We start from the raw sequence: 26,364 nt of genomic DNA, 5'->3' as shown, positions 1-26,364 counted from the left end.
AGAAAATGTTGCTTTGATAGAACAAATAACACGAACGATAAAACTAAATAAGAACATTACATACGCAAATATTACATTTTTGTGACAATTCAGATTTTTATGAAAATTTTTGATTATTTGCGTTATAATAGGTATACTTTAAAGAAAAAGGAGATTATTTATGGATAGACGACAACGTTTTTCATTAAGGAAATACAAATTTGGTCTTGCTTCAGTTTTATTGGGAACTGCTTTGGTTTTTGGAGCAAGTCAAGTCAGTGCCAACGAGCAGAGTACAGGTGAAAATCAAGCCCAAACTCAGGCAATCAAGACAGAGCTAAAAGACGATAAACACTCAAACTCTTCAACTGACCAAACCAATACTAATGGGATAGCACCAGTAGTTGGAGAGAAACAAGAAGTTGAAACTTCTAAAGAGGATGCTAGTAAACAAGATGCTAAGGTAAGAACTTCGGTTGATAAAACTGCTGAAGCCCAAGAATCAGGAAAAGATAGCGCAGTTGCAAAAGAAGAAAATCAAGGTGTCGTTCAAAAAGAAACAACAGTAGCTACCAGTACAGCGCCTGCTACTGAGAAGGCTTCTAACATAGAGAACAAAGAGGCTCAAGCAACGACAGCTCCTAAAACTACTGGAGAAACGGCAACTACTGAAAAAGAACAAGAAAAAGCTGAGTCTGCAAAACCCAATAGTCTTTCAAGCAATGATATCATCACAGTACCGAAAACTTGGAAGGCTGGTTACAAGGGGACAGGGACTGTTGTTGCCATTATTGACTCCGGGCTTGATTTGAATCATGAGGTTCTTCGAATTTCGGATCCGTCAAAAGCAAAATTTAAAAACAAGGAAGCCATCGAAGCAGCTAAAAAGGCTGCTGGAATCGACTACGGTAAATGGTATAGCGATAAGGTTGTCTATGCCTATGACTACTTTGACGGAACAGATAAGATTAAAGAAGCAGAAAGAACTTCTCATGGGATGCACGTAACAGGGATTGCTGCTGGAAACCCTGATAAAGAAGCACCAAATGGTGAAAAGGTCTATGGTGTTGCACCAGAAGCCCAAGTCATGTTTATGCGTGTCTTTTCAGATCGCCAAAAAACGACCAGTTCGGCCCTTTATGTAAAGGCGATTGATGACGCAGTTGCCTTAGGAGCAGATGCTATTAATATGAGTTTAGGATCTAGCACAGGTTCTATGGTGGATGCTGGTTCTGATATTGTGGATGCCATCAAACGGGCTCGTGCCAAGGGAGTGTCTGTTCTTATATCAGCAGGGAATAGCAATACATTCGGAAATGGTTATTCAAAACCGCTAGCCGAAAACCCAGACTATGGCTTGGTTGGAAATCCATCCACTGTTGAAGACTCAATTTCAGTTGCTTCTGTCAACAACAAAACATTGACAACAGCTGTTTTTGAAGTTAAAGGTTTAGAGGGAAATGCCGGCCTTCATAACGGAAAATTTGATTATAATCAACCTGAAGCAGATAAGGACTTTGAAAAAGGAAAAGAGTATGAATACGTCGAAGCAGGGTTAGGTCGTGAAGAAGACTTTGCGAAGTTGGATTTAACTGGGAAACTTGCCCTCATTCAGCGTGGAGCCATGAACTTTTCAGAGAAGATCAAAAATGCACGAAAACACGGTGCAGTTGGTGCTTTGATCTACAATAATGTAGAAGGTGCAAACATCAATATGTCTATTGATGATGAAGCAAAGAAAATTCCTTCTGTATTTATTTCTAAACAGTATGGTGAAGCCTTAAAATCAGGAAACTACAAGATTGTTTTTAATGGTAAGATGGATAATCGTCCTTCTGATGTAGCCAATCAGCTATCTGACTTTTCAAGTTGGGGAGTGACCACCGATGGACAATTGAAACCAGACGTGACAGCTCCTGGCGGCAATATCTACTCATCTTTTAATGACAATACCTATGGTAGTATCAGCGGAACCAGTATGGCGGCTCCTCACGTTACGGGTGTTGCAGTTCTGGTTAAGGAATACCTTCAAAAACACCATCCAGAATTGACTCCTGAGCAAGTATCAGAGACTGTCAAGGCCTTGATCATGTCAACTGCAAAACCACATGTTAATAAGGACACAGGCACTTATACCTCTCCTCGTCAGCAAGGTTCTGGTATTGTGGATACAGCTGCTGCAGTGTCAACTGACCTCTATGTAACGGGTGAAAATGGTTATCCAAGTGTGACTTTGGGAAATGTTGGAGATCAATTTACTTTCAAGGTCACTGTACACAATATTTCAGATACTGACCGTACTCTCAAGATGGTTGTGAATACCAATACAGACGAGGTCCAAGATGGAAAATTCACCCTTCGACCTCGAAAACTAACGGAGACAGTCTGGCCTGAAGTGACTGTCAAAGCCCACAGCAGTCAAACAGTCACTGTTAAAGTGGATGCTCGAAAATTTGCTGCTGAACTCAGCAAACAAATGCCAAATGGCTATTTCCTTGAAGGTTTTGTTCGATTTGTAGATCCAGCAGATGATGGGGATGTTGTGAGTCTTGCATTTATGGGCTTCCGAGGTGAATTCCAAAATCTCCCTGCTGTCGAAAAACCAATTTACAATCTTGTCCGAGAAGGAAAAAATGGATTTTACACAGAAGTAGACAAGGAAAATCCTGCAGTTAACTACTCTAATGATGCGACCTATCTAGCCACCTTGCAAAATGACCTTCTAGTTTCTAAAGGTCAACGCCAAGGACGCCGAATTACCGTTCTTGGGATTGAACAAAATGCTGAAGGTAAGCATGTTCTTCAGTTGGACGAAAAAGGGAATGTCCGTATTGCTATTTCTCCAAATGATGATGGAAACAAAGACCTAGTTGAATACAAAACGGTTGCTTTGAGAAATCTTGTAAATCTTCGGGCTACAGTTTATGCGGCTACGGATACTAAGCATGAACATCCTATTTGGGAGGGCGATGCAAAGGATCTTCGTAAGAATTATTTTGATGGTGACAGTAGAAATCTGAAGAGTTATATTCTAGATAATACTGCTTGGAGAGGTCAGGATTTTGATGGCAATACCGTTGCAGATGGTTTATATGACTATGTTATTAGTTACACACCAGACGTTCCAGGAGCTAAAGAACAACACACAACCTTTAAAATTCAGATTGATACTCAAAAACCTGTCATCACAAGTGGTTATATTCGCTTTAAAGATGGAAATCAAGAATTCGTAGCTCGCAAACCAAAAGATGTCGGTCAAGGCGGTATCCTTTCAGAAAAAGTCTTCTACCTCACACCATTTGACCAGAAAGGGACCATGGTTCTAACTGGGAAAGACCAGTCTGGAACTCGTGCGCTTGAGAACGCTCATCTGATTAAGGCAAATGCTGACGGTAGTTATACACTTCCTAAGGATGTTGACAAGGCTAATATTTACTATCTTGTAGAGGATTATGCAGGAAATGTAGATTATATCTCACTTGCTGAACTTGTCCGCGATCAAAATAGTGGTCGAGTGAAAATTGCCTTGAAGGATGCAAAAACAAACCAGGATATTGATACCCTCTATGTCTATCGAATCAAAAATAGCAAGGGACAATATGTTGATGTTGACAAGACAAAAGCGATTCATTTCTTACAATTTGGTCATTATACAGCAGAAATTTTCAGTTATGACCGAACAGAATTGAAATTTATCAGTGCCTTGTCCCAAGAGTTCGACTTGACGGAAGAAAATAGTTTCCAAACCATTACCTTCCTAGCAAATCTCCTAGAATATGCACCAGTGTCTGTTTCCTTCAACCAAGCAGTTCCAAAGACGACTACTGTGGTTCTGAAAGGAGAAGATGGGACAAGGATCACTCTTCCCGCTGAAAAATACGGTCAATACGCCTTTGGTAAGAAAGTTGCTACAGGTCGTTATACTGTACAAGTTACCTTGCCAACTGGATACGAACTCCTTGAAGATCTCGTTTCCTTGCTCGTTCAGCCAGGTCGAAATAATGCTTTGCGTCTATCTATTGTGTCTAAGTTGGCCTTAATTGCTGCGGTAAATCAACAAAAAGAACTGGTAGAAACGTCTCGTTACTTTAATAGTAGTGCAGATAAGAGAAAAGCTTATGACCAAGCTTTCCAAGTGGCGCAGTCAGCCTTATCAAGCAAGTTGAAGCAAGAATTGATTGATGGCGTTCTTGCTAGTATTGAGGCTGCTGGTAAAGCTTTGGATGGAAAAGATTCGAACGTTACAGCCTTGAAAGAAGCTATGAAAGCTTACTACGCAACGACTAAAACTGGACGATATGCTAATGCCAAGGAAAAAGTACGTCGTGCTTATGATCGTGCCTTCCAAGAAATTGCTTTACTCGCTGTGGACCCTAAAGTCAAACAAGATCAAATTGACCAATCTCTTATTGCCCTAGCTACAGCTAAAAGTAAACTAAATGGCAAGGCCACAGACTTCTCTAGTCTAAAGAAACTGGTCAAGGATGAACGTCTTTTCCAAGAAAAGAATGCGAGATTTATCTACGCAGATAAGAAAGAAAAAGTAGCTTATCTTTTAACTTTTAAAGAGGCACAGGAACTCCTTAATGATCTAGGAGCGAGCCAAGAAGATGTCAAAGATGCCATTACAGCATTGAAACAAGCCAAGAGAAATCTGCATGGCAAAAAACCAAAAGCAAGAAGACATCCTTAAACAGGACTTTCTGAAGCTTTACTAATAAATGAGTCTAGAACTTTGTTTTCAGACTCATTTTTGGTTTACACTAGCTAGAAAATCTGCTATAATACTAGCTAGGAAAGAAAGTCTTATGGCGTTTTTCAAGCGAGCTTGGGGTAGTGGGAGCCAAGTAGAACAAGGTAAGAAACTGGCGCTTTCTGTCGTATTTTTAAAAACAATGAAGTAATAAATTAGGGTGGAACCGCGTTTCTGACGCCCCTAGGTCACTTGACTTAGGAGCAAAGACACGGTTCTTTTTGTATCCAAAGTCATAAGAATTTATAAAAAAGGAGTAAACAATGTCTAAAAAATTGACTTTCCACTGCGTCAGTGGCAGAGACCTCCTTACAGTCGGACTGCCCCACGCTCAGCACTAGAGTGCCTGAGCTAGACGCAGTACTAACTCGTCTTGCCTCGTATAATCGACAAGGCAGACTCGTGTCGCAAAAAATCATTTTTTATTAAGGAGTATTCAATGTCTAAGAAATTAACATTTCAAGAAATTATTTTGACTTTGCAACAATTTTGGAATGACCAAGGTTGTATGCTCATGCAGGCTTATGATAATGAAAAAGGTGCGGGGACAATGAGTCCTTACACTTTCCTTCGTGCTATCGGACCTGAGCCATGGAATGCGGCTTATGTAGAGCCATCACGTCGTCCTGCTGACGGTCGTTATGGAGAAAATCCTAACCGTCTCTACCAACACCACCAATTCCAAGTGGTCATGAAGCCTTCTCCATCAAATATCCAAGAACTTTACCTTGAGTCTTTAGAAAAATTGGGAATCAACCCTTTGGAACACGATATTCGTTTCGTTGAGGACAACTGGGAAAACCCTTCTACTGGTTCAGCTGGTCTTGGATGGGAAGTTTGGCTTGATGGGATGGAAATCACTCAGTTCACTTATTTCCAACAAGTTGGTGGATTGGCAACTGGCCCTGTGACTTCGGAAGTTACCTATGGTTTGGAACGTTTGGCTTCTTACATTCAAGAAGTGGACTCTGTCTATGATATCGAGTGGGCCGATGGCGTAAAATATGGAGAAATTTTCATCCAGCCTGAGTACGAGCACTCAAAATATTCATTTGAAATTTCGGATCAAGAAATGTTGCTTGAAAACTTTGATAAGTTTGAAAAGGAAGCTGGTCGTGCCTTGGAAGAGGGCTTGGTTCACCCTGCCTATGACTATGTTCTCAAATGTTCACATACCTTTAACCTGCTTGATGCGCGTGGTGCTGTATCCGTAACCGAGCGCGCTGGCTATATTGCTCGTATCCGTAACTTGGCCCGTGTCGTAGCTAAAACTTTTGTCGCAGAACGCAAACGCCTAGGCTACCCACTTTTAGATGAAGCAACACGAGCTAAACTCTTAGCAGAAGACGCAGAATAAAGAGAGTGATAAATTACGAAAATGGGCGAACAGAGTGAGCCTTGAGCCAGTTGCCGTAGTGATGAAGGTATCCTTAGTGAAGCTAAGGATACTAGGCAAAATTGGAGACTTTAGGCTCCAATTTTAGCAATGAAACAACGAAGTTGGTTGCTTGCGTGCCAATCACATAAGGCAAACTGGAAAATAAAAAGATACTTTTCGGAGAAAAAACATGACAAAAAACTTATTAGTAGAACTCGGTCTTGAAGAGTTACCAGCCTACGTAGTAACTCCTAGTGAAAAACAACTAGGTGAAAAAATGGCAACCTTCCTCAAAGAAAATCGTCTTTCCTTTGAAGCCATTCAAACTTTCTCAACACCACGCCGTTTGGCTGTTCGTGTGACTGGTCTTGCAGACAAACAGTCTGATTTGACAGAAGATTTCAAGGGACCAGCAAAGAAAATTGCCTTGGATGGTGATGGAAACTTCACCAAAGCAGCTCAAGGATTTGTCCGTGGGAAAGGATTGACAGTTGAAGATATTGAATTCCGTGAAATCAAGGGTGAAGAATATGTCTATGTTACCAAGGAAGAAGTGGGTAAACCAGTTGAAGCCATTGTTCCTGGTGTTGTAGATGTCTTGAAGTCCTTGACTTTCCCTGTCAGCATGCACTGGGCTAACAACACTTTTGAATATATCCGCCCTGTACACACTTTGACAGTTCTTTTAGATGAAGAAGAGTTTGACTTGGATTTCCTTGATATTAAGGGCGGTCGTGTGAGTCGTGGTCATCGTTTCTTGGGACAAGAAACCAAGATTCAGTCAGCATTGAGCTACGAAGAAGATCTTCGTAAACAGTTTGTAATCGCGGATCCTCGTGAACGTGAGCAAATGATAGTTGACCAAATCAAGGCAATCGAAGCTGAACATGGTGTACGTATCGAAATTGATGCTGACTTACTGAACGAAGTCTTGAACTTGGTTGAATACCCAACTGCCTTCATGGGAAGTTTTGATGCCAAATACCTTGAAGTTCCAGAAGAAGTCTTGGTGACTTCGATGAAGGAACACCAACGTTACTTTGTTGTTCGTGATCAGGATGGTAAACTCTTGCCAAACTTCATTTCTGTTCGTAATGGAAACGCAGAGCATTTGGAAAATGTTATCAAGGGTAATGAAAAAGTCTTGGTAGCACGCTTGGAAGATGGAGAATTCTTCTGGCGTGAAGACCAAAAATTGGTGATTTCTGACCTTGTTGAAAAATTAAACCATGTGACCTTCCATGAAAAGATTGGTTCCCTTCGTGAACACATGATTCGTACAGGTCAGATTGCCGTCCTTTTGGCGGAAAAAGCTGGTTTATCAGTGGATGAAACGATTGATCTTGCCCGCGCAGCATCCATTTATAAGTTTGACTTGTTGACAGGGATGGTTGGTGAGTTTGATGAACTCCAAGGAATTATGGGTGAGAAATATGCCCTTCTTGCTGGGGAAACTCCAGCAGTTGCGGCTGCCATTCGTGAACACTACATGCCTACATCAGCGGATGGAGCTCTCCCAGAGAGCAAGATCGGAGCCATTCTAGCCATTGCAGACAAATTGGATACGATTTTGAGTTTCTTCTCAGTTGGCTTGATTCCATCAGGTTCTAATGACCCTTATGCCCTTCGTCGTGCAACTCAAGGTGTAGTTCGTATCTTGGATGCTTTTGGTTGGCACATTGCTATGGATGAGTTGATTGATAGCCTTTATGCTTTGAAATTTGACAGCTTGACTTATGGAAATAAAGCAGAGGTCATGGACTTTATCAAGGCTCGTGTTGATAAGATGATGGGTTCTACTCCAAAAGACATTAAGGAAGCGGTCCTTGCAAGTTCGAACTTTGTCGTGGCGGATATGTTAGAAGTAGCAAGTGCTCTTGTCGAAGCAAGCAAGGAAGAAAACTTCAAACCGTCTGTCGAATCTCTCTCTCGTGCTTTCAACTTGGCTGAGAAAGCAGAAGGATCTGAAACAGTTGATCCTGCTCTCTTTGAAAATGAAGAAGAGAAAGCCTTGGCGGAAGCAGTAGAATCACTCGTTTTATCAGGGACTGCAAGTCAGCAATTAGAACAACTCTTTGCGCTTAGTCCAGTTATTGATGCTTTCTTTGAGAATACTATGGTAATGACCGATGATCAAGATATTCGTCAAAATCGATTGGCTGTTTTGTCGCAATTAACCAAGAAAGCAGCTAAACTTGCACGCTTTAACCAAATCAATACCAAGTAGACTCTCTATTAAACGAACTGTATCTTTTTACAAAGGAGATAAACATGGATTCAAAAAAAATCGCTCGTATCAACGAGCTCGCTAAAAAGAAAAAAACAGAAGGCTTAACTTCTGCTGAAAAAGTAGAACAAGCTAAACTTCGTGAGGAATACATCGAAGGCTATCGTCGTGCTGTTCGTCACCATATTGAAGGAATTAAGATTGTTGATGAAGAGGGAAATGACGTCACACCAGAAAAACTACGCCAAGTGCAACGTGAAAAAGGTTTACACGGTCGCAGTTTAGATGATCCTAACTCATAAAATGAAAGGGGGCTGTAGATGATTTACAAGCCCTTTTTCTGTTGTAATAACAAAAGGAGCCAAATGGCTCCTTTTTGGTTTCTTAGTTGCTTGCACCAGAAGTAGCGTCTGCGCCACCACCGTGGCCTCCAGCATCACCTGAATCAGAAGCGCCAGAAGTAGCATCAGCGTCTCCATGACCTCCAGCAGCAGGAGCAAATGGTCCGCTACCACCTACCAAACGTTGACCCGTTTCTTTTAGGTACCAGTCAAGCCATGGTTGGAAGTTAAAGACAATTTCATTGATACCAGCGTATGATCCGTCAGGATAGTACATCGCTTGGTAGTTGTGAGTATTGATGACGCCTGCAGGAGAACCTGGAACGATCGTACGGACGTATTCTTGGTTTCCGTTGCGAAGTGTTCCGATGACCCACTCTACATTCTTCATACGTGCTGGTGGAAGAGAATTGTGAACAGTCGACATACGGTTACCTGATTGAGGTGGTACACGTTTGGCAAACATGGTGTCTGGATCTTGGTGAGCGTTGTTGTAGTAGAGGAATTGGTTGTTATCGTCAGCGTATGTCAATTCAAATGGCATAGCTTTCAAGAACATATCAATTTGGTTAACCGTCAAGATACCGTGGTCCAATTTGACATAGGTATCACCAGAAACAGCTCCAGTGATTGCAGCAACTTTTTCTACCCATTCTGGATCGTCAGGATCAACTTCTGTAATGGTTGTAGCGATTGGTTTTCCACAATCCAAGTCTTCTGGTTCAATTGGTTTTGGTTTTTTCAATTTTGAAACGACTCCTACGTATTTTACAAAGTTATCTAAGCAAGTTTCAAGGAATTTAACAGTTCCTTCATTAGTGATATTTCCGTCGTTATCAAAAGCTTCCTTAGCTTTACCAAGAAGGAATTCATTACCTGGAAGCGTGTAGGCATTAACACCTGGAGCGTCAAGGATTTTACGAAGGTGAACTTGGGCACGTGATGTTCCTTGGTCATAGTATGATGCACCCACAATCATAACAGGCTTGTTTTCAAATGGATGAACTTCGTATGAAAGCCATTCGAGTACAGATTTGAGTGAAGCTGAGATAGTGTGGTTGTGCTCAGGAGTTGCGATAATGACACCATCAGCACGTGTAATTTTGTTATACAAGAAACGCAATTGGAAGCTTTCGTCCCATTTTTCGTCTTGGTTAAACATTGGAACTTCGTCGATTTCAAGGACTTCTAATTCAAATTTGAATTTGAAATTGCGACGAATAAATTCCAAGAGTTTGCGGTTATATGATTGATCGTAGTTTGATCCAACAAGTCCAACAAATTTCATTCTTTCGGTCTCCTATCTTACAAATTTTCCCAGTCAAATTCTTCTGCATCTTTACGAAGCAATTCTTGTGCGTTGCGCAATTTTTCAGTAATTTTCACGAAGATACGGAAGTCATCAAAAATAGCATCCAATTTCTTGATGACATCAAGGTCAACCAAGTCACCACTTGGGTTAAATGCTTGAAGAGAGTGTGAGAGCAAGAATTCATCTGGAAGAACATTTGCCTTGATTTCAGGAGCATTCAAGATTTGACGAAGTTGCAATTGGGCACGAGATGAACCAAGTGTGCCGTATGAAGCACCAGTAATCATGATTGGTTTGTTCAAAAGTGGGTAGATACCGTAAGATAGCCAAGCAAGAGCGCTCATCAAAACTGCAGGGATAGAGTGGTCGTACTCAGGAGTACCGATAATCACACCGTCAGATGCTTCAATTTTAGCTGCAATCTCAAGAATTTCAGCTGGAAGTTGCTTATCTGCTGGTTTGTTGAAAACAGGGATATCCTTGATTTCAACGAGTTCAATTTCAGCTTTATCAGCAAAGTGTTTTTGCATGTATTGGAGCAATTGGCGGTTTGTAGAACGTTTAGAGTTCGTTCCAACAATGGCAATAAGTTTTAGCATGAGATTTCCTTTCTCTTTTTACATAATACAATTTTGAAGGCCTGAAGAACATGCAAGGCGTCCCTCTTTGTCGATGAGGATGGCTTCAATCCCATCTATAATTTCGACTTGCCAGAGGATAGAAGCGCTTCGCTCTCCGAAAAGGCGTGTTGTCCAAATCTCACCATCAACGGATTTATCAGAGATAATCGTTAGGCTAGCGAGATCGGTTTCGACAGGGAATCCTGTCTCACTATCAAAGATATGGTGATAGTCTTTTCCATCTACTGTCAGGTGGCGTTCATAGATACCTGAAGTGACAACGGATTTGTTAGAAGCAGGGATAGTTAGGAGATGATTGCCACGAGGATTTCGCGGATCTTGAATCCCAATCTGCCAGGCTTTCCCTTCTTTGGCTTGATTGTTCCCGATGGTGAGGATATTTCCTCCGAGATTGATCAAGGCAGAGGTGACACCGTGTTCTTTCAAATACTGGGCAACCTTATCTGCACTATAGCCCTTAGCTAAACAACCTAAATCAAGCTTCATTCCTTTCTTCTCTAAAAAGACAGTAGAGCTAGTCGGATCCAACTTGATAAAATGCGGGTCAACTAGAGATAAGACAGCTTCGATTTCTTTAGAGTCTGGAAGCCGTGCATCTGCAAATCCGATTCGCCAGGTTTGAATCAAGGGACCAATACTGATATTGAGATGGCTAGATGGTGCTAGACTATGCTCCAGTCCAAGAGCAATCAGTTCAAATAGGTCAGAATGAACCCTAACAGGTGCGATTCCAGCCTGGTAGTTGATTTCCATCAGTTCGGATTCTTGACTGTTGGCGTTAAAGCGGTATTCGAGCTCCTTGAGCAAATCAAAGGCTCCTTGAAGTAGGCAATCAGCCTGTTCATCTACTAATGAAATCGTGATCGTTGTTCCCATTAGCCGTTCCGAACGTGAGTGAAGAGGCAAGCTACCAGCTCCTTTCTCTTTATAGGAAATTATTCAATATAAGGTCGTCAAAGAAAAATTAAACCCCTTACATTTTCTCTCCATGTATCTAGCATATCATAAAGTCAGCGTTTTCACAAATGAATTTTGACAAAAAGTCAAGAAATATGCTCAAAATTAATATGAAAACGATAGAAAAATTAGATTTATCAATGTTAAGTGTATTTTTTTCTGAAAAAAAGAGAATTCTGAGCAAATGCCTTGTAAACGCTAACAGTAAATGATATACTAGGAAGGTAAATCAAAAATTAAAGGTAGGAATTTTTCTATGAGTAAAATCGTTGTAGTTGGTGCTAACCACGCTGGTACAGCTTGTATTAATACCATGTTGGACAACTTCGGACATGAGAACGAAATCGTAGTGTTTGACCAAAACTCAAATATTTCATTCCTTGGTTGTGGAATGGCGCTTTGGATCGGGGAACAAATTGATGGCCCAGAAGGCCTCTTCTACTCTGATAAAGAAAAATTGGAAGCAAAAGGTGCTAAAATTTACATGAACTCACCAGTTCTTTCAATTGACTACGATAATAAAGTTGTGACTGCAGAAGTTGAAGGTAAAGAACACAAAGAGTCTTATGATAAATTGATCTTTGCGACAGGTTCAACTCCTATTTTGCCTCCAATCGAAGGTGTAGAAATCGTTAAAGGTAACCGCGAATTCAAAGCAACACTTGAAAATGTTCAATTTGTTAAGTTGTACCAAAATGCAGAAGAAGTTATCGAAAAACTTGCTGACAAGAGCAAACACCTTGAGCGCATTGCCGTTGTTGGTGGTGGTTACATCGGTGTTGAGCTGGCTGAAGCTTTCGAACGTCTTGGAAAAGAAGTGGTGCTTGTTGATATCGTAGACACTGTTTTGAACGGCTACTATGACAAAGACTTCACCCAAATGATGGCGAAGAACTTGGAAGACCACAACATCCGCTTGGCGCTTGGTCAAACAGTTAAAGCCATCCAAGGTGACGGTAAAGTTGAACGTTTGGTAACAGACAAAGAAACATTTGATGTGGATATGGTGGTTCTTGCAGTTGGTTTCCGTCCAAACACAGCTCTTGCTGACGGTAAGATTGAACTTTTCCGCAACGGTGCCTTCCTTGTAGACAAGAAACAAGAAACATCTATCCCAGGTGTATACGCTGTTGGTGACTGTGCGACTGTTTATGACAATGCTCGTAAAGACACTAGCTACATCGCTCTTGCATCTAACGCTGTACGTACTGGTATCGTTGGTGCTTACAATGCTTGTGGACATGAATTGGAAGGAATCGGTGTGCAAGGATCAAACGGTATTTCAATCTATGGTCTTCACATGGTTTCAACTGGTTTGACTCTTGAAAAAGCAAAAGCAGCAGGTTACAATGCAACTGAAACTGGCTTTAACGATCTTCAAAAACCAGAATTTATGAAGCATGACAACCACGAAGTTGCCATCAAGATTGTCTTTGATAAAGACAGTCGCGAAATCCTTGGTGCACAAATGGTTTCACATGATGCTGCAATTAGTATGGGAATCCACATGTTCTCACTTGCTATCCAAGAGCATGTGACAATTGATAAATTGGCTTTGACAGACCTATTCTTCTTGCCACACTTCAACAAACCATACAACTACATCACAATGGCTGCACTTACAGCTGAAAAATAACAATAGCTGAGCTATCTGGCCTTAAGTTAAGGTCAGATAGTTTTTTTAATCCATCTGTACCCAGACAATTATTGTTTTTCTATCTTGTACTTCATTCTAATCTGGCTTAAAATGAAATGGTAGCTACCAATACAAATGATGAGGATTAAGAAATGACTGAAAATCGTTATGAACTAAATAAAAACTTGGCACAGATGCTCAAAGGTGGGGTTATCATGGACGTTCAAAACCCTGAACAGGCTCGTATCGCAGAGGCTGCTGGTGCGGCAGCTGTTATGGCCTTGGAACGGATTCCAGCTGATATTCGTGCAGCTGGTGGGGTTTCCCGTATGAGCGATCCAAAGATGATTAAGGAAATCCAAGAAGCGGTCAGCATTCCAGTGATGGCCAAGGTCAGAATTGGGCATTTTGTTGAAGCTCAGATTTTAGAGGCTATTGAGATTGACTATATCGATGAGAGTGAAGTGCTGTCTCCAGCAGACGATCGTTTCCATGTAGATAAGAAGGAATTTCAAGTTCCTTTTGTCTGTGGAGCTAAGGACTTGGGTGAAGCCTTGCGTCGTATCGCTGAAGGAGCTTCCATGATTCGCACAAAAGGAGAACCGGGGACAGGAGATATTGTTCAAGCCGTTCGTCATATGCGCATGATGAATCAAGAAATTCGCCGTATTCAAAATCTTCGCGAAGATGAACTTTATGTGGCTGCCAAGGACTTGCAAGTCCCTGTAGAATTGGTCCAATACGTTCATGAACATGGAAAATTGCCAGTTGTAAACTTCGCAGCTGGAGGTGTTGCAACACCAGCAGATGCTGCGCTGATGATGCAATTGGGGGCAGAGGGTGTCTTTGTTGGTTCAGGTATTTTCAAATCAGGCGACCCTGTTAAACGAGCAAGTGCTATTGTTAAGGCCGTAACCAACTACCAAAATCCTCAAATTCTGGCTCAAATCTCTGAAGATCTAGGGGAAGCCATGGTTGGTATCAATGAGAATGAAATCCAAATTCTTATGGCAGAGCGAGGAAAATAGATGAAAATTGGAATATTGGCCTTGCAAGGCGCCTTTGCAGAACATGCAAAAGTGCTAGAAAAGTTAGGTGTTGTTAGTGTCGAAATCAGAAATTTAGATGATTTTCAACAACATCAGAGTGACTTGGTGGGTTTGATATTACCTGGCGGTGAGTCTACAACCATGGGCAAGCTCTTGCGCGACCAGAACATGCTGCTTCCCATCCGAGAAGCCATTCTATCTGGATTACCCGCTTTTGGGACCTGTGCGGGCTTAATTTTGCTGGCTAAGGAAATCATTTCTCAGGAAGAAAGTCATCTAGCGACTATGGACATAGTAGTTGAGCGCAACGCCTATGGGCGCCAACTAGGAAGTTTTTATACAGAAGCAGAATGTAAGGGAGTTGGTCAGATTCCCATGACCTTTATCCGTGGACCGATTATCAGCAGTGTTGGAGAGGGTGTAGAAATTCTAGCAACAGTTGATGATCAAATCGTTGCTGCGCAAGAAAAAAATATGCTGGTAACCTCTTTTCATCCTGAGTTAACAGATGATGCTCGCTTGCACCAGTATTTTATCAATATGTGTAAAGAAAAAAGTTGAGAAAAGATTCTCAACTTTTTTACATGTAATAAACAATAGCGATGTACTGAAGTGCAGATGCTGCTAGGATAAAGAGATGCCAAATCATGTGGAAATAAGGTTTTTTCTTAGCGTAAAATCCAGCTCCAACTGTATAACAGAGCCCACCAGTTACCATGAGACTCCAGAAAATTGGTGTTGTTTGACTGATAATGGCAGGAATGATAGCCAGAACCAACCAGCCCATGATCAGGTAAAGGGCAAGGCTGAATTTCTCATTGACCTTTTTAGCAAAGATTTTATAAAGGATGCCAAAGATGGTCGTTCCCCACTGAATGGCAATGATCAGATAGCCAAACCAGTTATTCATCAAAGTCAATACGACCGGCGTATAAGAGCCCGCGATAGCCACGTAAATCATAGAATGGTCGATGATTCGCAAGACGTATTTGTGGGTCGAACCATAGGCCATAGAGTGGTAAATGGTTGACGAGAGGAACATGAGAAAGAGACTGATAACAAAGATAGAAACGCCAAAGGATGATAAAAATCCGTGTGCTTCATAACTATAGGTGGATGAAATGGGGAGTAGGATGAGCATGATAACGGCACCCACAGCATGGGTCACGCTATTAGCAATTTCCTCTCCAAAACTGAGTTTTTTACTGAGTTTTAGACTGGTATTCATTGGATTTCCTCCTCTTCTTTGATAAGGATTAAGTCTAGAGTTTGATGATAGAGTTTAACCGTTTGACAGCTAGTTTGGATAATAGGATTTTCTGGATCAATCCCATGGTTCATGTAGTCTACAAAAGCATCGTAGAGCTGGTCTGAGCTCGCTTGAGTTTGCAGAGTATTAAGGGTCTGAGCAATTTCTTGGATCGAAAAGACAGACTTGAGAGTGGTGATGGCAATCAAACGGGCGATCTGTTTGCGTTGGTATTTTTTCTTGTCTGGCTTTGTCAGGTAACCATGTTTGACATAGTTATTGACCATAGATGCTGTTAGTCCCTTGTCCTTATCTGGAGAGATAGGGGCACAGACCTGATTGACATAAAGTAAAACCTGATCCAGATAGAGGTCAATGTTTGGAATGTCTTCCCATTTTGGGTAGGAAAAGTTAGAATTCATTTCCAACTCCTTTTTATCTAGTTTCGATAACTAGATTATAAAATAATAAAAAACAAAAGTCAAGTTTCAACTGCTTGTAGAAAGCTTTAAATTATGCTATGATGAGAGAAAATAGTTAGAAATGAGGGGAAAAGATGGAGATTCGTTTAGCTTTCCCAAACGAAGTGGATGCGATTATGCAGGTGATGGAGGATGCCAAAAAGTGCTTAGCAAAGTCTGGTAGCGACCAGTGGCAAAATGGCTATCCAAATGCAGATATCATTATTGATGATATCATCTCAGGCCAAGCCTATGTGGCCTTGGAAGAAGGAGAACTGCTAGCTTATGCTACTGTAACCAAGAGTCCAGAGGAAGCCTATGAAGCCATTTATGAAGGAAGTTGGCAGGGGGAAGAATCAGAATATCTGGTCTTTCACCGTATCGCTGTGGCAGCAGATGTCCAAGGACAAGGTGTTGCTCAGACTTTCCTAGAAGGCTTGATTGAAGGTTTTGATTATCTAGATTTTCGCTCAGATACGCATGCAGAAAACAAGGCCATGCAGCATATCTTTGAAAAGCTAGGCTTCCAACAGGTTGGTAAGGTTCCAGTTGATGGGGAACGTTTGGCCTATCAGAAATTAAAAAAATGAAGCAGAAAAAGTACGCAAAGATGCTCTACCCGTCGCCAATTGGAACTTTATCCTTAGTTGCTGACGAGCAATATTTGTATGGAATTTGGGTACAGGACCAAACTCATTTTGAGAGGGGATTAGGAGATGAAACGATAGAAGAAGTTGCTAGCCATCCTGTATTAGAGCAAGTTATTTCCTATTTAGATACCTATTTCGAAGGCAGTGTTCAGGATCTATCTGACTTACCTTTAGCTCCCATTGGAACAGATTTTGAAAAGCGGGTTTGGGATTACTTACAGGCCATTCCTTATGGTCAAACAGTAACTTACGGACAAATAGCTCAAGACCTGCAAGTGGCTTCTGCTCAAGCGATTGGAGGAGCAGTGGGGCGCAATCCTTGGTCCATACTTGTTCCCTGTCATCGGGTGCTGGGGTCAGGCAATCGCTTGACAGGCTATGCATCTGGAGTCGAAAAGAAAGCCTGGCTCTTGCAACATGAAGGTGCAGCATTTCAAGAAAATAAAAAATAGAAAGAAAAGAAGATGTTAGAATTTATCGAATACCCAAAATGTTCAACTTGTAAGAAAGCAAAAAATGAATTGGATCAACTTGGACTGGACTACAAAGCTGTCCACATCGTAGAAGAAACACCAAGTGAAGACGTGATTTTGAAGTGGTTGGAAACTTCCGGTTTTGAAGTGAAACAATTTTTCAATACTAGCGGGATCAAATACCGCGAACTGGGCCTAAAAGATAAGGTGGGAAGTTTGTCAAAACAAGAAGCAGCCAAGCTTCTAGCGAGTGATGGTATGTTATTGAAACGTCCAATTTTGGTGGAGAATGGTGCTGTTAAACAAATCGGCTATAGAAAACCCTATGAGAACTTAGGTTTGAGATAGTTTTTATTTATCTCCTTGATAGGTAAAATATATAGCCTCCCTGTTTTAAAGTGTGATAAACTAGAAGATAGACAAAGTCTGAGTAGCCCGTAGCAAATAATTTGCTTGCGAGCAGAAGTATGATAGAATGAATCATTATCAGGAGAGGATGTTTTTATGACTGTTACAACATTTTTAGCATCAGATTGGTACCAAAGTTTGATGCAACTCATTCCGGATGGTAAACTCTTTAGTTTGCGTTCGGTCTTTGATGGAATTCCAAGGATTGTCCAACAACTGCCTACAACCTTGATGTTGACACTTGGAGGTGCACTCTTTGGTTTGCTACTTGCCTTGATTTTTGCCATTGTTAAGATCAATCGTGTTAAAATTCTATATCCCTTGCAGGCCTTTTTCGTTAGCTTCTTAAAAGGTACTCCAATCCTAGTTCAACTTATGTTGACCTACTACGGAATTCCTTTGGCACTGAAAGCTATCAACCAACAATGGGGCACTGGTTTCAATATCAATGCGATTCCAGCAGCGCTTTTTGCGATTGTGGCCTTTGCTTTTAATGAGGCGGCTTATGCAAGTGAAACGATTCGTGCAGCCATCCTTTCTGTTAATCCAGGTGAAATTGAGGCGGCGCGTAGTCTGGGTATGACTCGTGCTCAAGTTTATCGTCGCGTGATTATTCCAAATGCGGCGGTGGTAGCGACACCGACTTTGATTAACTCTCTTATCGGTTTGACCAAGGGAACTTCTCTAGCCTTTAGTGCGGGTGTTGTCGAAGTTTTTGCTCAAGCTCAGATTTTGGGTGGAGCAGATTATCGTTACTTTGAGCGTTTCATCTCCGTAGCCCTTGTTTATTGGGTAGTCAATATCGGAATTGAAAGCCTCGGTCGTTTCATCGAGAGAAAAATGGCTATTTCTGCACCTGATACAGTGCAAACAGATGTGAAAGGAGACCTTCGTTAATGATTAAGATTTCGAATTTAAGCAAATCCTTTTCAGGACAAACTGTCTTGGATCATCTGGACTTGGATATCCAAAAAGGGGAGGTAGTGGCCTTGATTGGTTCATCTGGAGCTGGGAAATCAACCTTTCTTCGTAGTTTGAACTATCTTGAAACTCCAGATAGTGGAACGATTCAGATTGACAATTTTAAAGTTGATTTTTCTCAGATTAGCCAAGAAGAAATCCTAACCCTTCGTCGCAAGTTGTCTATGGTTTTCCAACAGTTTAATTTGTTTGAACGCCGAACTGCTCTTGACAATGTTAAGGAAGGTTTGGTTGTTGTCAAGAAATTATCGGATGAGGAAGCAACAAAAATCGCCAAGGAAGAGTTGGCTAAAGTTGGTCTTTCTGACCGTGAAAACCATTACCCTCGCCACTTATCAGGTGGACAAAAGCAACGGGTTGCCCTCGCGCGTGCGCTTGCTATGAAACCAGATGTCTTGCTCTTGGATGAGCCCACTTCAGCCCTTGACCCAGAGTTGGTCGGTGAAGTAGAAAAGTCTATTGCAGACGCTGCCAAGTCAGGTCAGACCATGATTTTGGTCAGTCACGATATGTCTTTTGTAACCCAAGTGGCAGATAAGGTTTTATTCCTAGATAAAGGGAAAATCATCGAGTCTGGCACACCGGATGAAATCATCAATCATCCAAAAGAAGAACGGACAAAAGAATTCTTCGCTAGTTACAAACGGACTTATATTTGATATAATAGAAAAAGGAAAACTCAGTTAGTTGGACTAGCTGAGTTTACTCTTTAAAAAAGATAGAAACGAGAGAGATCATGCTGCTGCAACTGTTTTCTTTATATTTCGAGAGTTTGATCTTAACGACCATCCTTGTCGTGATTTTTCTGGGGATTTGGATTGGATTGAGAGCCATGTCTGGTGTGGACAAGACAGCCAAGGCTCGTCAAGCTCATCTCTATGATATGATTATGATTGGAGTTTTGGTCGTTCCGGTGTTATCCTTTGCCGTCATGAGTTTGCTCTTGGTTTTCAAGGCATAATCCTTGCGTGACTAGCAAGAATAAGTTAGAATAAAGATAGTTACAACAAGAAAGAAGGAATCGAAATGTACGATACGATTATTATCGGTGCTGGACCTGCGGGAATGACCGCTGCCTTATATGCTGCTCGAAGCAATCTGAAAGTAGGCTTGATTGAAGGTGGTCTGCCAGGCGGGCAAATGAATAACACATCTGATATCGAAAACTATCCAGGTTATGCCAATATCAGTGGACCTGAATTGGCTGAAAAGATGTTTGAACCACTTGAAAACCTTGGAGTAGAGCATCTTTATGGCTATGTTGAAAATATTGAAGACAAGGGTGACTATAAGAAGGTAATCACTGATGATCAAGTTTACGAAACCCGTACTGTCATCGTGGCAACTGGGTCAAAACACCGTCTTTTGGGAGTTCCCGGAGAAGAAGAACTGAACAGTCGTGGTGTTTCTTACTGTGCAGTCTGTGATGGAGCTTTCTTCCGTGACCAAGACTTGCTCGTAGTCGGTGGTGGAGATTCAGCGGTAGAAGAAGCCCTCTTCTTGACTCGCTTTGCCAAGACTGTTACCATTGTTCACCGTCGCGACCAACTTCGTGCCCAAAAGGTGTTGCAAGACCGTGCCTTTGCTAATGAGAAAGTCAACTTTATCTGGGACTCTGTCGTCAAGGAAATCAAAGGTGAAAACCGAGTAGAATCTGTCGTATTTGAAAATGTAAAAACAGGTCAAATAACAGAGCAAGCCTTTGGTGGTGTCTTTATCTATGTTGGTTTGGATCCCGTTAGCGATTTTGTCAAAGATTTGAATATTCAAGATCAGGCTGGCTGGATTGTGACAGATAACCACATGAAAACTGCCGTTGACGGTATCTTTGCGGTTGGAGATGTTCGCCAGAAAGACCTTCGCCAAGTAACAACAGCAGTTGGAGATGGGGCTATCGCTGGTCAAGAAGCTTACAAATTTATTACAGAACATAGTTAATACACTTCGAAAATCTCTTCAAACCACGTCAGCTTCGCCTTGCCGTAGGTATGGGTACTGACTTCGTCAGTTCTATCCACAACCTCAAAGCAGTGCTTTGAGCTGTCTTAAGCTAGCTTCCTAGTTTGCTCTTTGATTTTCATTGAGTATAATCATAAAAAAGTTTCCAATCAGATGACTGGAAACTTTTTTTATAGTCTATTTCGGAAAACTTCGTACATGAGAATGGCTGCAGCAACACTGGCATTGAGGCTTTGAACATGTCCATTCATGGGAATGGTAATCATCTCATCAACCTGTTTTTTGATGTTGCTCGAGATGCCTTTTCCTTCATTTCCGATGATGAGGGCGATTTTCCCTTTTGTATTCCACTTGTGGCAAGGGGTACCGTTCATATCCGTTCCAAAGGTCCAGAAGCCTTCGTCCTTGAGCTTATCTAAGGTTTGACTAAGGTTAGTCACTCGAGCAATCGGTACGTGCTCAATAGCTCCAGTAGCCGTTTTGGCAACGACTGGAGTTACACCGACAGCTCTGTGCTTAGGAATGATGACTCCTGAAACGTTGGTTGCATCAGCAGTTCTCAAGATAGAACCTAAGTTGTGAGGGTCAGTTAACCCGTCCAGAATCAATAGCAAAGGATTTTCTTCTTGGCGTATTTTTGCAAGGATGTGATCCAGCTCGCTATAGGCAAATTCAGAAACTCGAAGGACAAATCCTTGATGGACAGCGCCTTCGGTCATTTCAGAGAGGGATTTTTTTGAGGTCCAAGAGATGGAGACCTTTTTCTCAGCAGCCAGTTCCTTTACTTTCTCAACATTCTTACCTCGGAGATCATCTTGGAGGTAGAGTTTGTTTCCTGTATTTGCAAGGAGGGCTTCGGTAACGGCGTGGACGCCATAGACAATATCATTTGTTTTCATGCCTTTATTATAACACAAAACCCCGTCTTGCAACGGGATTTTCTTTATTCGAGGATGAGGAGTCCATCTTTGATAGCAAATGGGTCTTTCTCATTGATACGATCGTAGAACATGATTCCGTTGATGTGGTCAATTTCATGTTGGACAACGATAGAGTTGTATCCTTTGAGCTTGATACGGTGTTTTTCTCCGTCCTTGTCAAAGTAATCAACAGTGACGCGAGCATGACGAACAACATAGCCGGGAACTACACGGTCGACAGATAGGCACCCTTCTCCTTCACCGAGGGCGGCGTCCTGAACAGAGTGAGAGACGATTTTGGGATTGTACATAACAGCTTGCAGGTCGTAGGCTTCCTGAGGAGTTTCACCTTCTTCCACAATATTTGGCACTAAAACAGCGATAATGCGTTTTGAGATATCTAACTGAGGAGCGGCCAATCCAACCCCACCGCGGAGTCCCATCTTTTCAGCCATAACAGGATCCTGAGAATTTTTGAGGAATTGCATCATCTTTTCTCCAAGGATGATTTCCTGGTCAGACAGTGGGAAAGTGACCTCCTCAGCAACCGCGCGTAAAGTTGGGTTCCCCTCACGGATAATATCGTTCATATTAATTAAATGAGCAGCTTTTGTAATACGTTCTATAGCAGACATTTTCTCTCCTTTCATTACCTCTACATGATAACACAAAATAGGCGAGAAAGAAAGTAACAGAAGTTCCTAAAAAATAATATAATAAACGGTATTCCTCTTTTGTCTGTGGTATAATAAAAGAAAAGACTTGCAGTAAAAGCAAGGGGGGAATAAAGATGGAAAAGCGACAAGATAGACGGTCTCATGGTCCTATTTTTGGATTGTTGAAGAGTAGTATTGGTTTCTTTAGGAATTATAAATCTTGGACAAATGCCCAGTTTATTACGGTGCTGTTGCTTGCAGTTTCCTTGTCTATGGGGCTGAACTTGTTGACCCAAGCAGTACAAGGGAACAAGGGAACAAGTCCGAGTGGTCAAACAGTTGATTCTGCTCAGACGTCTAGTCAGTCTAAGGAAAATCAGTCTGCCGAAACGACAGCTCGTATCATGGCAAATGGTGACCTTCTCTACCATATTCCTATCTACCGAACAGCTCTGAAAGAAGATGGAACCTATGATTTCCATGAAAATTTTGAGTATGTAAAACCCTGGCTCAAACAAGCGGATTTAGTGCTTGGTGATTTTGAAGGAACGGTGAACAAGGACCACTACTTGGCAGGTTATCCTCTCTTTAATGCACCTGGAGAAGTCATGGATGCGATCAAGGATGCAGGCTACCAAGTTCTAGACTTAGCTCATAATCATATTTTGGATTCTCAAATTGAGGGAGTGGTTTCGACAGCAGAAGCTATTGAAAAGGCAGGGATGACACCCATAGGAGTCTACACACATGAATCCCGTGACCAAGCTCCACTAGTTATCAAGGAAGTCAATGGTATCAAGGTAGCTCTCCTAGCCTATTCTTACGGTTTTAATGGCATTGAGCAGTATATCTCTCAAGAGGATTATAATCGCTATCTTTCTGACCTGAATGAAGATAAGATGAAGGCGGAAATCGAACGAGCTGAGCAAGAGGCGGATATTACTGTCATCATGCCTCAGATGGGAATTGAGTACCAGCTAGAACCGACGGAAGAACAGAAAACACTGTACCACAAGATGATTGACTGGGGAGCTGATATTATTTTTGGAGGGCATCCTCACGTCGTTGAACCTGCTGAAACCGTTGAAAAGGATGGTGACAAAAAATTGATCATCTATTCCATGGGAAATTTCCTTTCAAACCAGCGCATTGAAACCATGCAAGATGAGGAAAATGCCAAGTGGACGGAGCGCGGTGTTCTCATGGATGTGACCATTAAGAAAAAAGATGGCAAGACAAGGATTGAAACTGCCAAAGCGCATCCTACTTGGGTCAATCGGACACCTAAAGGGACTTACTCTCCAGAAGGCTATCCGCTCTTCCTCTATCAGACCTATATCCTAGAGGACTTCATTGAGGGAGGCAGTCACCGTGACAAGTTGGATGAGGCGACCAAGGAACGAATTGACACGGCCTATAAAGAAATGAATGAACATGTGGGATTGAAGTGGTAGGTGCTCACCCTAAAGGAGATAGGATGACGATTAAATTAATTGCAACAGAAATAGAGATTAAATGGATAATACAATAGAAGCAAGAAATTCCTTGGAATAAAGAGAGTTAGAGTTAAGGTGAAATTTGGTGCGAATGAAATAATTTGATTCGCAGAAGATGAAATTTAAAACGTTAAAAGAATTGGTATAAGGCAGTTTATCTTCCACAGGAACAAGCTGCGAATACACCGTCACGTTAGGACGTAGCTTATGATTGAAAAAACAGTAACAGTTAACGACAAAGAAGTGAAGTTCAAATCATCAGCTACCATTCCACGTTTGTATCGTATCAAGTTCAAGCGTGATATTTTTAAAGATTTAGCTAAACTAGAAAAATCATTTAAAGTCAACGAACAAAGTTTTGAGATTGAAGATTTAGAGATTTTTGAGAATGTGGCATGTATTATGGCGTATCACGCAGATAAAACTATTCCTCCAACCATTGATGAATGGTTAGATGAGTTTGATAGGTTTTAGAAATAGGTATTTAGTAGTATAATAAGAGTTACAATACACATGGAGGTAGCTTATATATGAATGTAATATGTTCTGAATTATTTTGGACAGCATTATCTGCTGTAGGGACAATTGGAGCCGTTATTGTAGCTTTATGGCAAATATTAAGACCTAAATCAAGAAAATTATTAGTAAGTAGTACATTCTCTCAGTATCTGGATAAGAAGATGCTGGAGTTTGTAATTACATTGGAAAACATGGGTGATGTTCCCATAATTATAAAAGAATGTGGATTTGGAAAGTTTACAACTAAGGAAGGGAATCAAAAGTTTCTTACAGGTAAAAATGTTAAATTTATAGATAAGAAATTAATCAATGTAATTGATACTTCTATGAATAATTATGTCAATGATGCTAAATTTCCTTTATTAATAAAATCAGGAGAAGCTGTTTTAATTACTTATGAATATATAAGCGAAAAATCTTTTGAATTTGATGATGAATTTATCACTCAACAAACAGAATATAAGTATTTCACTAAAGGAATAGCAGCAGTGAGAGATTCGAGAAATAGGATTTATCTATAAAACAATACATGATCACGGCATTTAATGAAAAACTCTTCAACACATTAGTGGAAAAAATGGTCATACACACAAAAGATAAAGTAGAAGTCCACTTCAAAAACGGTCAGGTCATAGAAATATGATCTGACTGTTTTTATGAATGGAATGAGACATTCATTTTATGATATAATATAAAGGATTAACAGAGATGAGAAATGATGGGGGTTGCCTAAATCGTTAAAAGATGCACACCCTAAATGCCCTTTGCACAGCCCTAATAATAAAAAGGAGCTAATTGTATGATAAAACTCATTGCAACAGATATGGATGGAACCTTGTTGGATCCAAGAGGGCAACTGGACTTGCCACGTTTAGAAAAGATTTTAGACCAATTAGATGAACGAGGTATCCGTTTTGTCATTGCGACGGGAAATGAGGTTCATCGAATGAGGCAATTATTAGAACACTTGGCGAGTCGAGTGATCTTGGTTGTTGCTAACGGCGCTCGTATATTTGAGTATGATACATTACTTCAAGCTCAGACCTGGGATGATGCTATGGTTGACAAGGCTCTCCTTCATTTTAAAGGGAGAGAGTGTCGAGATCAGTTCGTCGTTACCAGTATGAATGGGAGTTTTGTCAAGAAAGGAACTGTTTTTACAGAACTTGATAAATTTATGACTCCTGAGATGATTGAAAAACTCTATCGGCATACAAACTTTGTTGAAGAGCTCAGATCGGATCTCTTTGGTGGAGTGCTTAAAATGAGCATGGTCGTTGGTGAAGAACGATCAAGTTCTGTTTTGCGGGAAATCAATGACCTCTTTAATGGGCATGTAAGAGCTGTTTCCAGTGGTTATGGTTGTATCGATATCCTACAGGCTGGTGTTCACAAGGCTTGGGGATTGGAAGAATTACTCAAGCGCTGGAATTTGCAATCGGAACAAGTCATGGCTTTTGGTGACAGTGAAAATGATGTCGAAATGTTAGAGCTGGCTGGAATTGCCTATGCGATGGAAAATGCAGATGATAATGTCAAGGCAGTTGCGACTGCCCTAGCACCAGCTAACAGCCAGGCGGGCGTTTATCAAGTTCTAGAGAATTGGTTAGAGAAAGAGGGATAGGGTGGCAGTACAGTTATTAGAGAATTGGCTCCTAAAAGAGCAGGAAAAAATTCAAGCCAAGTATCGTGGATTGAATCAAATTTCTGTCCTAGAGCCAGATATCATCTTTATTGGTGATTCGATTGTGGAATATTACCCTCTGCAAGAGTTGTTTGGGACGGCCAAGACGATTGTCAATCGTGGCATCCGAGGATACCAGACGAGACTTTTATTAGAGAATCTGGATGCCCATCTGTATGGTGATGCTGTCGATCAAATTGTTCTCCTAATTGGGACAAATGATATTGGAAAAGATATTCCCATGAATGAAGCCTTGGATAATCTCGAGCGTGTAATCCAATCGATTGCCCGAGATTATCCGCTATCACAAATAAAGCTCCTTTCCATTTTGCCAGTCAATGAGGGAGAGAAATACAAGCAGACCGTTTATATCCGAACCAATGAAAAGATTAGAGAATGGAATCAAGCCTATGAGGCTCTAGCATCCGCTTATATGCAAGTAGATTTTGTGCCTGTTTATGATAGTTTGACAGATACAGAAGGACAACTCAAAAAAGACTATACAACAGATGGCCTCCATCTAAGTGTAGCCGGTTATCAAGTCTTATCGGAAGCCTTAAAAGGGGTTCTTTTCTAAAGAGGTGGCTTGATTTTGCATTTTTCATGAAGATAGGTTATAATGGTTCTATCGTCTT

The 26,364-nt window shown here is 41.2% G+C and carries 26 protein-coding genes; 19 read left to right on the top strand and 7 right to left on the bottom strand.

What is annotated here, in order from left to right:
- Positions 1 to 160 precede the first annotated feature (160 nt).
- The 4 genes from EKB01_RS07000 (at position 161) to EKB01_RS06985 (ending at position 8,639) form a co-directional block, all read left to right on the top strand.
- A complete protein-coding gene (locus tag EKB01_RS07000) occupies positions 161 to 4,672 on the top strand; it encodes a S8 family serine peptidase (protein ID WP_167266270.1) in 4,512 nt (1,503 codons plus the stop codon).
- A 499-nt stretch (positions 4,673 to 5,171) separates the two neighbouring features.
- On the top strand, positions 5,172 to 6,089 hold the full coding sequence (gene glyQ / locus EKB01_RS06995) for a glycine--tRNA ligase subunit alpha (RefSeq protein ID WP_000038746.1): 918 nt from the start codon (positions 5,172 to 5,174) through the stop codon (positions 6,087 to 6,089).
- A gap of 211 nt (positions 6,090 to 6,300) precedes the next feature.
- Positions 6,301 to 8,337 carry a glycine--tRNA ligase subunit beta gene (gene glyS / locus EKB01_RS06990; RefSeq protein WP_167266268.1) on the top strand — a complete coding sequence of 679 codons (2,037 nt, stop codon included), beginning with the start codon at positions 6,301 to 6,303 and terminating at the stop codon, positions 8,335 to 8,337.
- A 44-nt stretch (positions 8,338 to 8,381) separates the two neighbouring features.
- A complete protein-coding gene (locus EKB01_RS06985; protein ID WP_000377481.1) occupies positions 8,382 to 8,639 on the top strand; it encodes a DUF896 family protein in 258 nt (85 codons plus the stop codon).
- An 82-nt stretch (positions 8,640 to 8,721) separates the two neighbouring features.
- On the opposite strand, the gene EKB01_RS06980 is transcribed toward EKB01_RS06985, so the two are convergent.
- The 3 genes from EKB01_RS06980 to EKB01_RS06970 are packed head-to-tail and all read right to left on the bottom strand — an operon-like array spanning position 8,722 to position 11,537.
- Positions 8,722 to 9,966 (bottom strand): NAD(P)H-dependent oxidoreductase, encoded by a 1,245-nt coding sequence (locus EKB01_RS06980; protein ID WP_000673667.1) that lies wholly within the window; start codon positions 9,964 to 9,966, stop codon positions 8,722 to 8,724.
- Between the two features lie 17 nt (positions 9,967 to 9,983).
- Positions 9,984 to 10,589, bottom strand: a complete 606-nt coding sequence (locus EKB01_RS06975) for an NADPH-dependent FMN reductase (RefSeq protein ID WP_000915933.1) — start codon at positions 10,587 to 10,589, stop codon at positions 9,984 to 9,986.
- A gap of 18 nt (positions 10,590 to 10,607) precedes the next feature.
- On the bottom strand, positions 10,608 to 11,537 hold the full coding sequence (locus tag EKB01_RS06970; protein ID WP_167266265.1) for an FAD:protein FMN transferase: 930 nt from the start codon (positions 11,535 to 11,537) through the stop codon (positions 10,608 to 10,610).
- A gap of 307 nt (positions 11,538 to 11,844) precedes the next feature.
- Here EKB01_RS06970 and EKB01_RS06965 point away from each other — a divergent pair, with 307 nt between their 5' ends.
- From EKB01_RS06965 to pdxT, 3 genes are all read left to right on the top strand, one after another.
- Entirely contained in the window at positions 11,845 to 13,224 is a 1,380-nt protein-coding gene (locus tag EKB01_RS06965) for an FAD-dependent oxidoreductase (protein ID WP_000036760.1), read from the top strand.
- Positions 13,225 to 13,376: 152 nt separating this feature from the next.
- Positions 13,377 to 14,252 (top strand): pyridoxal 5'-phosphate synthase lyase subunit PdxS, encoded by an 876-nt coding sequence (pdxS, locus tag EKB01_RS06960; RefSeq protein WP_000138520.1) that lies wholly within the window; start codon positions 13,377 to 13,379, stop codon positions 14,250 to 14,252.
- Complete coding sequence (gene pdxT / locus EKB01_RS06955) at positions 14,253 to 14,834, top strand: pyridoxal 5'-phosphate synthase glutaminase subunit PdxT (RefSeq protein WP_033584991.1); 582 nt, start codon at positions 14,253 to 14,255, stop codon at positions 14,832 to 14,834. It begins immediately after the preceding gene.
- Positions 14,835 to 14,853: 19 nt separating this feature from the next.
- On the opposite strand, the gene EKB01_RS06950 is transcribed toward pdxT, so the two are convergent.
- On the bottom strand, positions 14,854 to 15,501 hold the full coding sequence (locus EKB01_RS06950) for a hemolysin III family protein (protein ID WP_001097972.1): 648 nt from the start codon (positions 15,499 to 15,501) through the stop codon (positions 14,854 to 14,856).
- Positions 15,498 to 15,944 carry a DUF1836 domain-containing protein gene (locus EKB01_RS06945; RefSeq protein ID WP_001087578.1) on the bottom strand — a complete coding sequence of 149 codons (447 nt, stop codon included), beginning with the start codon at positions 15,942 to 15,944 and terminating at the stop codon, positions 15,498 to 15,500. The genes EKB01_RS06950 and EKB01_RS06945 overlap by 4 nt, the downstream gene beginning before the upstream one ends.
- A gap of 134 nt (positions 15,945 to 16,078) precedes the next feature.
- Here EKB01_RS06945 and EKB01_RS06940 point away from each other — a divergent pair, with 134 nt between their 5' ends.
- From EKB01_RS06940 to trxB, 7 genes are all read left to right on the top strand, one after another.
- On the top strand, positions 16,079 to 16,573 hold the full coding sequence (locus EKB01_RS06940; protein ID WP_033584992.1) for a GNAT family N-acetyltransferase: 495 nt from the start codon (positions 16,079 to 16,081) through the stop codon (positions 16,571 to 16,573).
- A complete protein-coding gene (locus EKB01_RS06935; protein ID WP_084851636.1) occupies positions 16,570 to 17,085 on the top strand; it encodes a methylated-DNA--[protein]-cysteine S-methyltransferase in 516 nt (171 codons plus the stop codon). The genes EKB01_RS06940 and EKB01_RS06935 overlap by 4 nt, the downstream gene beginning before the upstream one ends.
- A gap of 12 nt (positions 17,086 to 17,097) precedes the next feature.
- Positions 17,098 to 17,454: an arsenate reductase family protein gene (locus EKB01_RS06930; RefSeq protein WP_057488562.1), complete on the top strand. Its 357-nt coding sequence runs from the start codon at positions 17,098 to 17,100 to the stop codon at positions 17,452 to 17,454.
- 156 nt (positions 17,455 to 17,610) lie between these two features.
- Complete coding sequence (locus tag EKB01_RS06925) at positions 17,611 to 18,411, top strand: amino acid ABC transporter permease (protein WP_000219161.1); 801 nt, start codon at positions 17,611 to 17,613, stop codon at positions 18,409 to 18,411.
- Positions 18,411 to 19,154: an amino acid ABC transporter ATP-binding protein gene (locus EKB01_RS06920; protein ID WP_000590976.1), complete on the top strand. Its 744-nt coding sequence runs from the start codon at positions 18,411 to 18,413 to the stop codon at positions 19,152 to 19,154. The genes EKB01_RS06925 and EKB01_RS06920 overlap by 1 nt, the downstream gene beginning before the upstream one ends.
- Positions 19,155 to 19,231: 77 nt before the next feature.
- Positions 19,232 to 19,456 (top strand): DUF4059 family protein, encoded by a 225-nt coding sequence (locus EKB01_RS06915; protein ID WP_000926603.1) that lies wholly within the window; start codon positions 19,232 to 19,234, stop codon positions 19,454 to 19,456.
- A gap of 65 nt (positions 19,457 to 19,521) precedes the next feature.
- On the top strand, positions 19,522 to 20,433 hold the full coding sequence (gene trxB, locus EKB01_RS06910) for a thioredoxin-disulfide reductase (RefSeq protein WP_000272337.1): 912 nt from the start codon (positions 19,522 to 19,524) through the stop codon (positions 20,431 to 20,433).
- 191 nt (positions 20,434 to 20,624) lie between these two features.
- Here trxB and rlmB read toward each other — a convergent pair whose 3' ends face one another.
- Positions 20,625 to 21,353: a 23S rRNA (guanosine(2251)-2'-O)-methyltransferase RlmB gene (rlmB, locus tag EKB01_RS06905; protein WP_007521462.1), complete on the bottom strand. Its 729-nt coding sequence runs from the start codon at positions 21,351 to 21,353 to the stop codon at positions 20,625 to 20,627.
- 44 nt (positions 21,354 to 21,397) lie between these two features.
- The gene (gene def, locus EKB01_RS06900) at positions 21,398 to 22,009 is read right to left on the bottom strand and encodes a peptide deformylase (RefSeq protein WP_001272963.1); all 612 of its coding nucleotides are present in this window, start codon (positions 22,007 to 22,009) and stop codon (positions 21,398 to 21,400) included.
- A gap of 155 nt (positions 22,010 to 22,164) precedes the next feature.
- Between def and EKB01_RS06895 the strand changes: the two genes are divergently transcribed.
- The 5 genes from EKB01_RS06895 to EKB01_RS06875 all read left to right on the top strand — a co-directional run bounded on the left by EKB01_RS06895 (position 22,165) and on the right by EKB01_RS06875 (position 26,306).
- Positions 22,165 to 23,484 carry a CapA family protein gene (locus EKB01_RS06895; RefSeq protein ID WP_167266263.1) on the top strand — a complete coding sequence of 440 codons (1,320 nt, stop codon included), beginning with the start codon at positions 22,165 to 22,167 and terminating at the stop codon, positions 23,482 to 23,484.
- Between the two features lie 249 nt (positions 23,485 to 23,733).
- Positions 23,734 to 24,000 carry a hypothetical protein gene (locus tag EKB01_RS06890; RefSeq protein ID WP_000570834.1) on the top strand — a complete coding sequence of 89 codons (267 nt, stop codon included), beginning with the start codon at positions 23,734 to 23,736 and terminating at the stop codon, positions 23,998 to 24,000.
- A gap of 56 nt (positions 24,001 to 24,056) precedes the next feature.
- Positions 24,057 to 24,566: a hypothetical protein gene (locus EKB01_RS06885; protein WP_001100687.1), complete on the top strand. Its 510-nt coding sequence runs from the start codon at positions 24,057 to 24,059 to the stop codon at positions 24,564 to 24,566.
- A 278-nt stretch (positions 24,567 to 24,844) separates the two neighbouring features.
- The gene (locus tag EKB01_RS06880) at positions 24,845 to 25,669 is read left to right on the top strand and encodes an HAD family hydrolase (protein ID WP_000593352.1); all 825 of its coding nucleotides are present in this window, start codon (positions 24,845 to 24,847) and stop codon (positions 25,667 to 25,669) included.
- Between the two features lies 1 nt (position 25,670).
- Positions 25,671 to 26,306 (top strand): SGNH/GDSL hydrolase family protein, encoded by a 636-nt coding sequence (locus tag EKB01_RS06875; protein WP_007521468.1) that lies wholly within the window; start codon positions 25,671 to 25,673, stop codon positions 26,304 to 26,306.
- Positions 26,307 to 26,364 lie beyond the last annotated feature (58 nt).

Origin of the sequence: Streptococcus sp. CCUG 71758 (genome assembly GCF_011714815.1) — a bacterium.
Classification (GTDB): Bacteria; Bacillota; Bacilli; order Lactobacillales; family Streptococcaceae; genus Streptococcus; species Streptococcus halitosis.
This window is presented reverse-complemented; position numbering and strand designations above follow the sequence as displayed.

Excerpts from the sequence above, each read along its gene's own strand:
- EKB01_RS07000 (WP_167266270.1), top strand. The coding sequence starts at position 161 with ATGGATAGACGACAACGTTTTTCATTAAGGAAATACAAATTTGGTCTT.
- glyQ (WP_000038746.1), top strand. The coding sequence starts at position 5,172 with ATGTCTAAGAAATTAACATTTCAAGAAATTATTTTGACTTTGCAACAA.
- glyS (WP_167266268.1), top strand. The coding sequence starts at position 6,301 with ATGACAAAAAACTTATTAGTAGAACTCGGTCTTGAAGAGTTACCAGCC.
- EKB01_RS06985 (WP_000377481.1), top strand. The coding sequence starts at position 8,382 with ATGGATTCAAAAAAAATCGCTCGTATCAACGAGCTCGCTAAAAAGAAA.
- EKB01_RS06980 (WP_000673667.1), bottom strand. The coding sequence starts at position 9,966 with ATGAAATTTGTTGGACTTGTTGGATCAAACTACGATCAATCATATAAC.
- EKB01_RS06975 (WP_000915933.1), bottom strand. The coding sequence starts at position 10,589 with ATGCTAAAACTTATTGCCATTGTTGGAACGAACTCTAAACGTTCTACA.
- EKB01_RS06965 (WP_000036760.1), top strand. The coding sequence starts at position 11,845 with ATGAGTAAAATCGTTGTAGTTGGTGCTAACCACGCTGGTACAGCTTGT.
- pdxS (WP_000138520.1), top strand. The coding sequence starts at position 13,377 with ATGACTGAAAATCGTTATGAACTAAATAAAAACTTGGCACAGATGCTC.
- pdxT (WP_033584991.1), top strand. The coding sequence starts at position 14,253 with ATGAAAATTGGAATATTGGCCTTGCAAGGCGCCTTTGCAGAACATGCA.
- EKB01_RS06950 (WP_001097972.1), bottom strand. The coding sequence starts at position 15,501 with ATGAATACCAGTCTAAAACTCAGTAAAAAACTCAGTTTTGGAGAGGAA.
- EKB01_RS06945 (WP_001087578.1), bottom strand. The coding sequence starts at position 15,944 with ATGAATTCTAACTTTTCCTACCCAAAATGGGAAGACATTCCAAACATT.
- EKB01_RS06940 (WP_033584992.1), top strand. The coding sequence starts at position 16,079 with ATGGAGATTCGTTTAGCTTTCCCAAACGAAGTGGATGCGATTATGCAG.
- EKB01_RS06935 (WP_084851636.1), top strand. The coding sequence starts at position 16,570 with ATGAAGCAGAAAAAGTACGCAAAGATGCTCTACCCGTCGCCAATTGGA.
- EKB01_RS06930 (WP_057488562.1), top strand. The coding sequence starts at position 17,098 with ATGTTAGAATTTATCGAATACCCAAAATGTTCAACTTGTAAGAAAGCA.
- EKB01_RS06925 (WP_000219161.1), top strand. The coding sequence starts at position 17,611 with ATGACTGTTACAACATTTTTAGCATCAGATTGGTACCAAAGTTTGATG.
- EKB01_RS06920 (WP_000590976.1), top strand. The coding sequence starts at position 18,411 with ATGATTAAGATTTCGAATTTAAGCAAATCCTTTTCAGGACAAACTGTC.
- EKB01_RS06915 (WP_000926603.1), top strand. The coding sequence starts at position 19,232 with ATGCTGCTGCAACTGTTTTCTTTATATTTCGAGAGTTTGATCTTAACG.
- trxB (WP_000272337.1), top strand. The coding sequence starts at position 19,522 with ATGTACGATACGATTATTATCGGTGCTGGACCTGCGGGAATGACCGCT.
- rlmB (WP_007521462.1), bottom strand. The coding sequence starts at position 21,353 with ATGAAAACAAATGATATTGTCTATGGCGTCCACGCCGTTACCGAAGCC.
- def (WP_001272963.1), bottom strand. The coding sequence starts at position 22,009 with ATGTCTGCTATAGAACGTATTACAAAAGCTGCTCATTTAATTAATATG.
- EKB01_RS06895 (WP_167266263.1), top strand. The coding sequence starts at position 22,165 with ATGGAAAAGCGACAAGATAGACGGTCTCATGGTCCTATTTTTGGATTG.
- EKB01_RS06890 (WP_000570834.1), top strand. The coding sequence starts at position 23,734 with ATGATTGAAAAAACAGTAACAGTTAACGACAAAGAAGTGAAGTTCAAA.
- EKB01_RS06885 (WP_001100687.1), top strand. The coding sequence starts at position 24,057 with ATGAATGTAATATGTTCTGAATTATTTTGGACAGCATTATCTGCTGTA.
- EKB01_RS06880 (WP_000593352.1), top strand. The coding sequence starts at position 24,845 with ATGATAAAACTCATTGCAACAGATATGGATGGAACCTTGTTGGATCCA.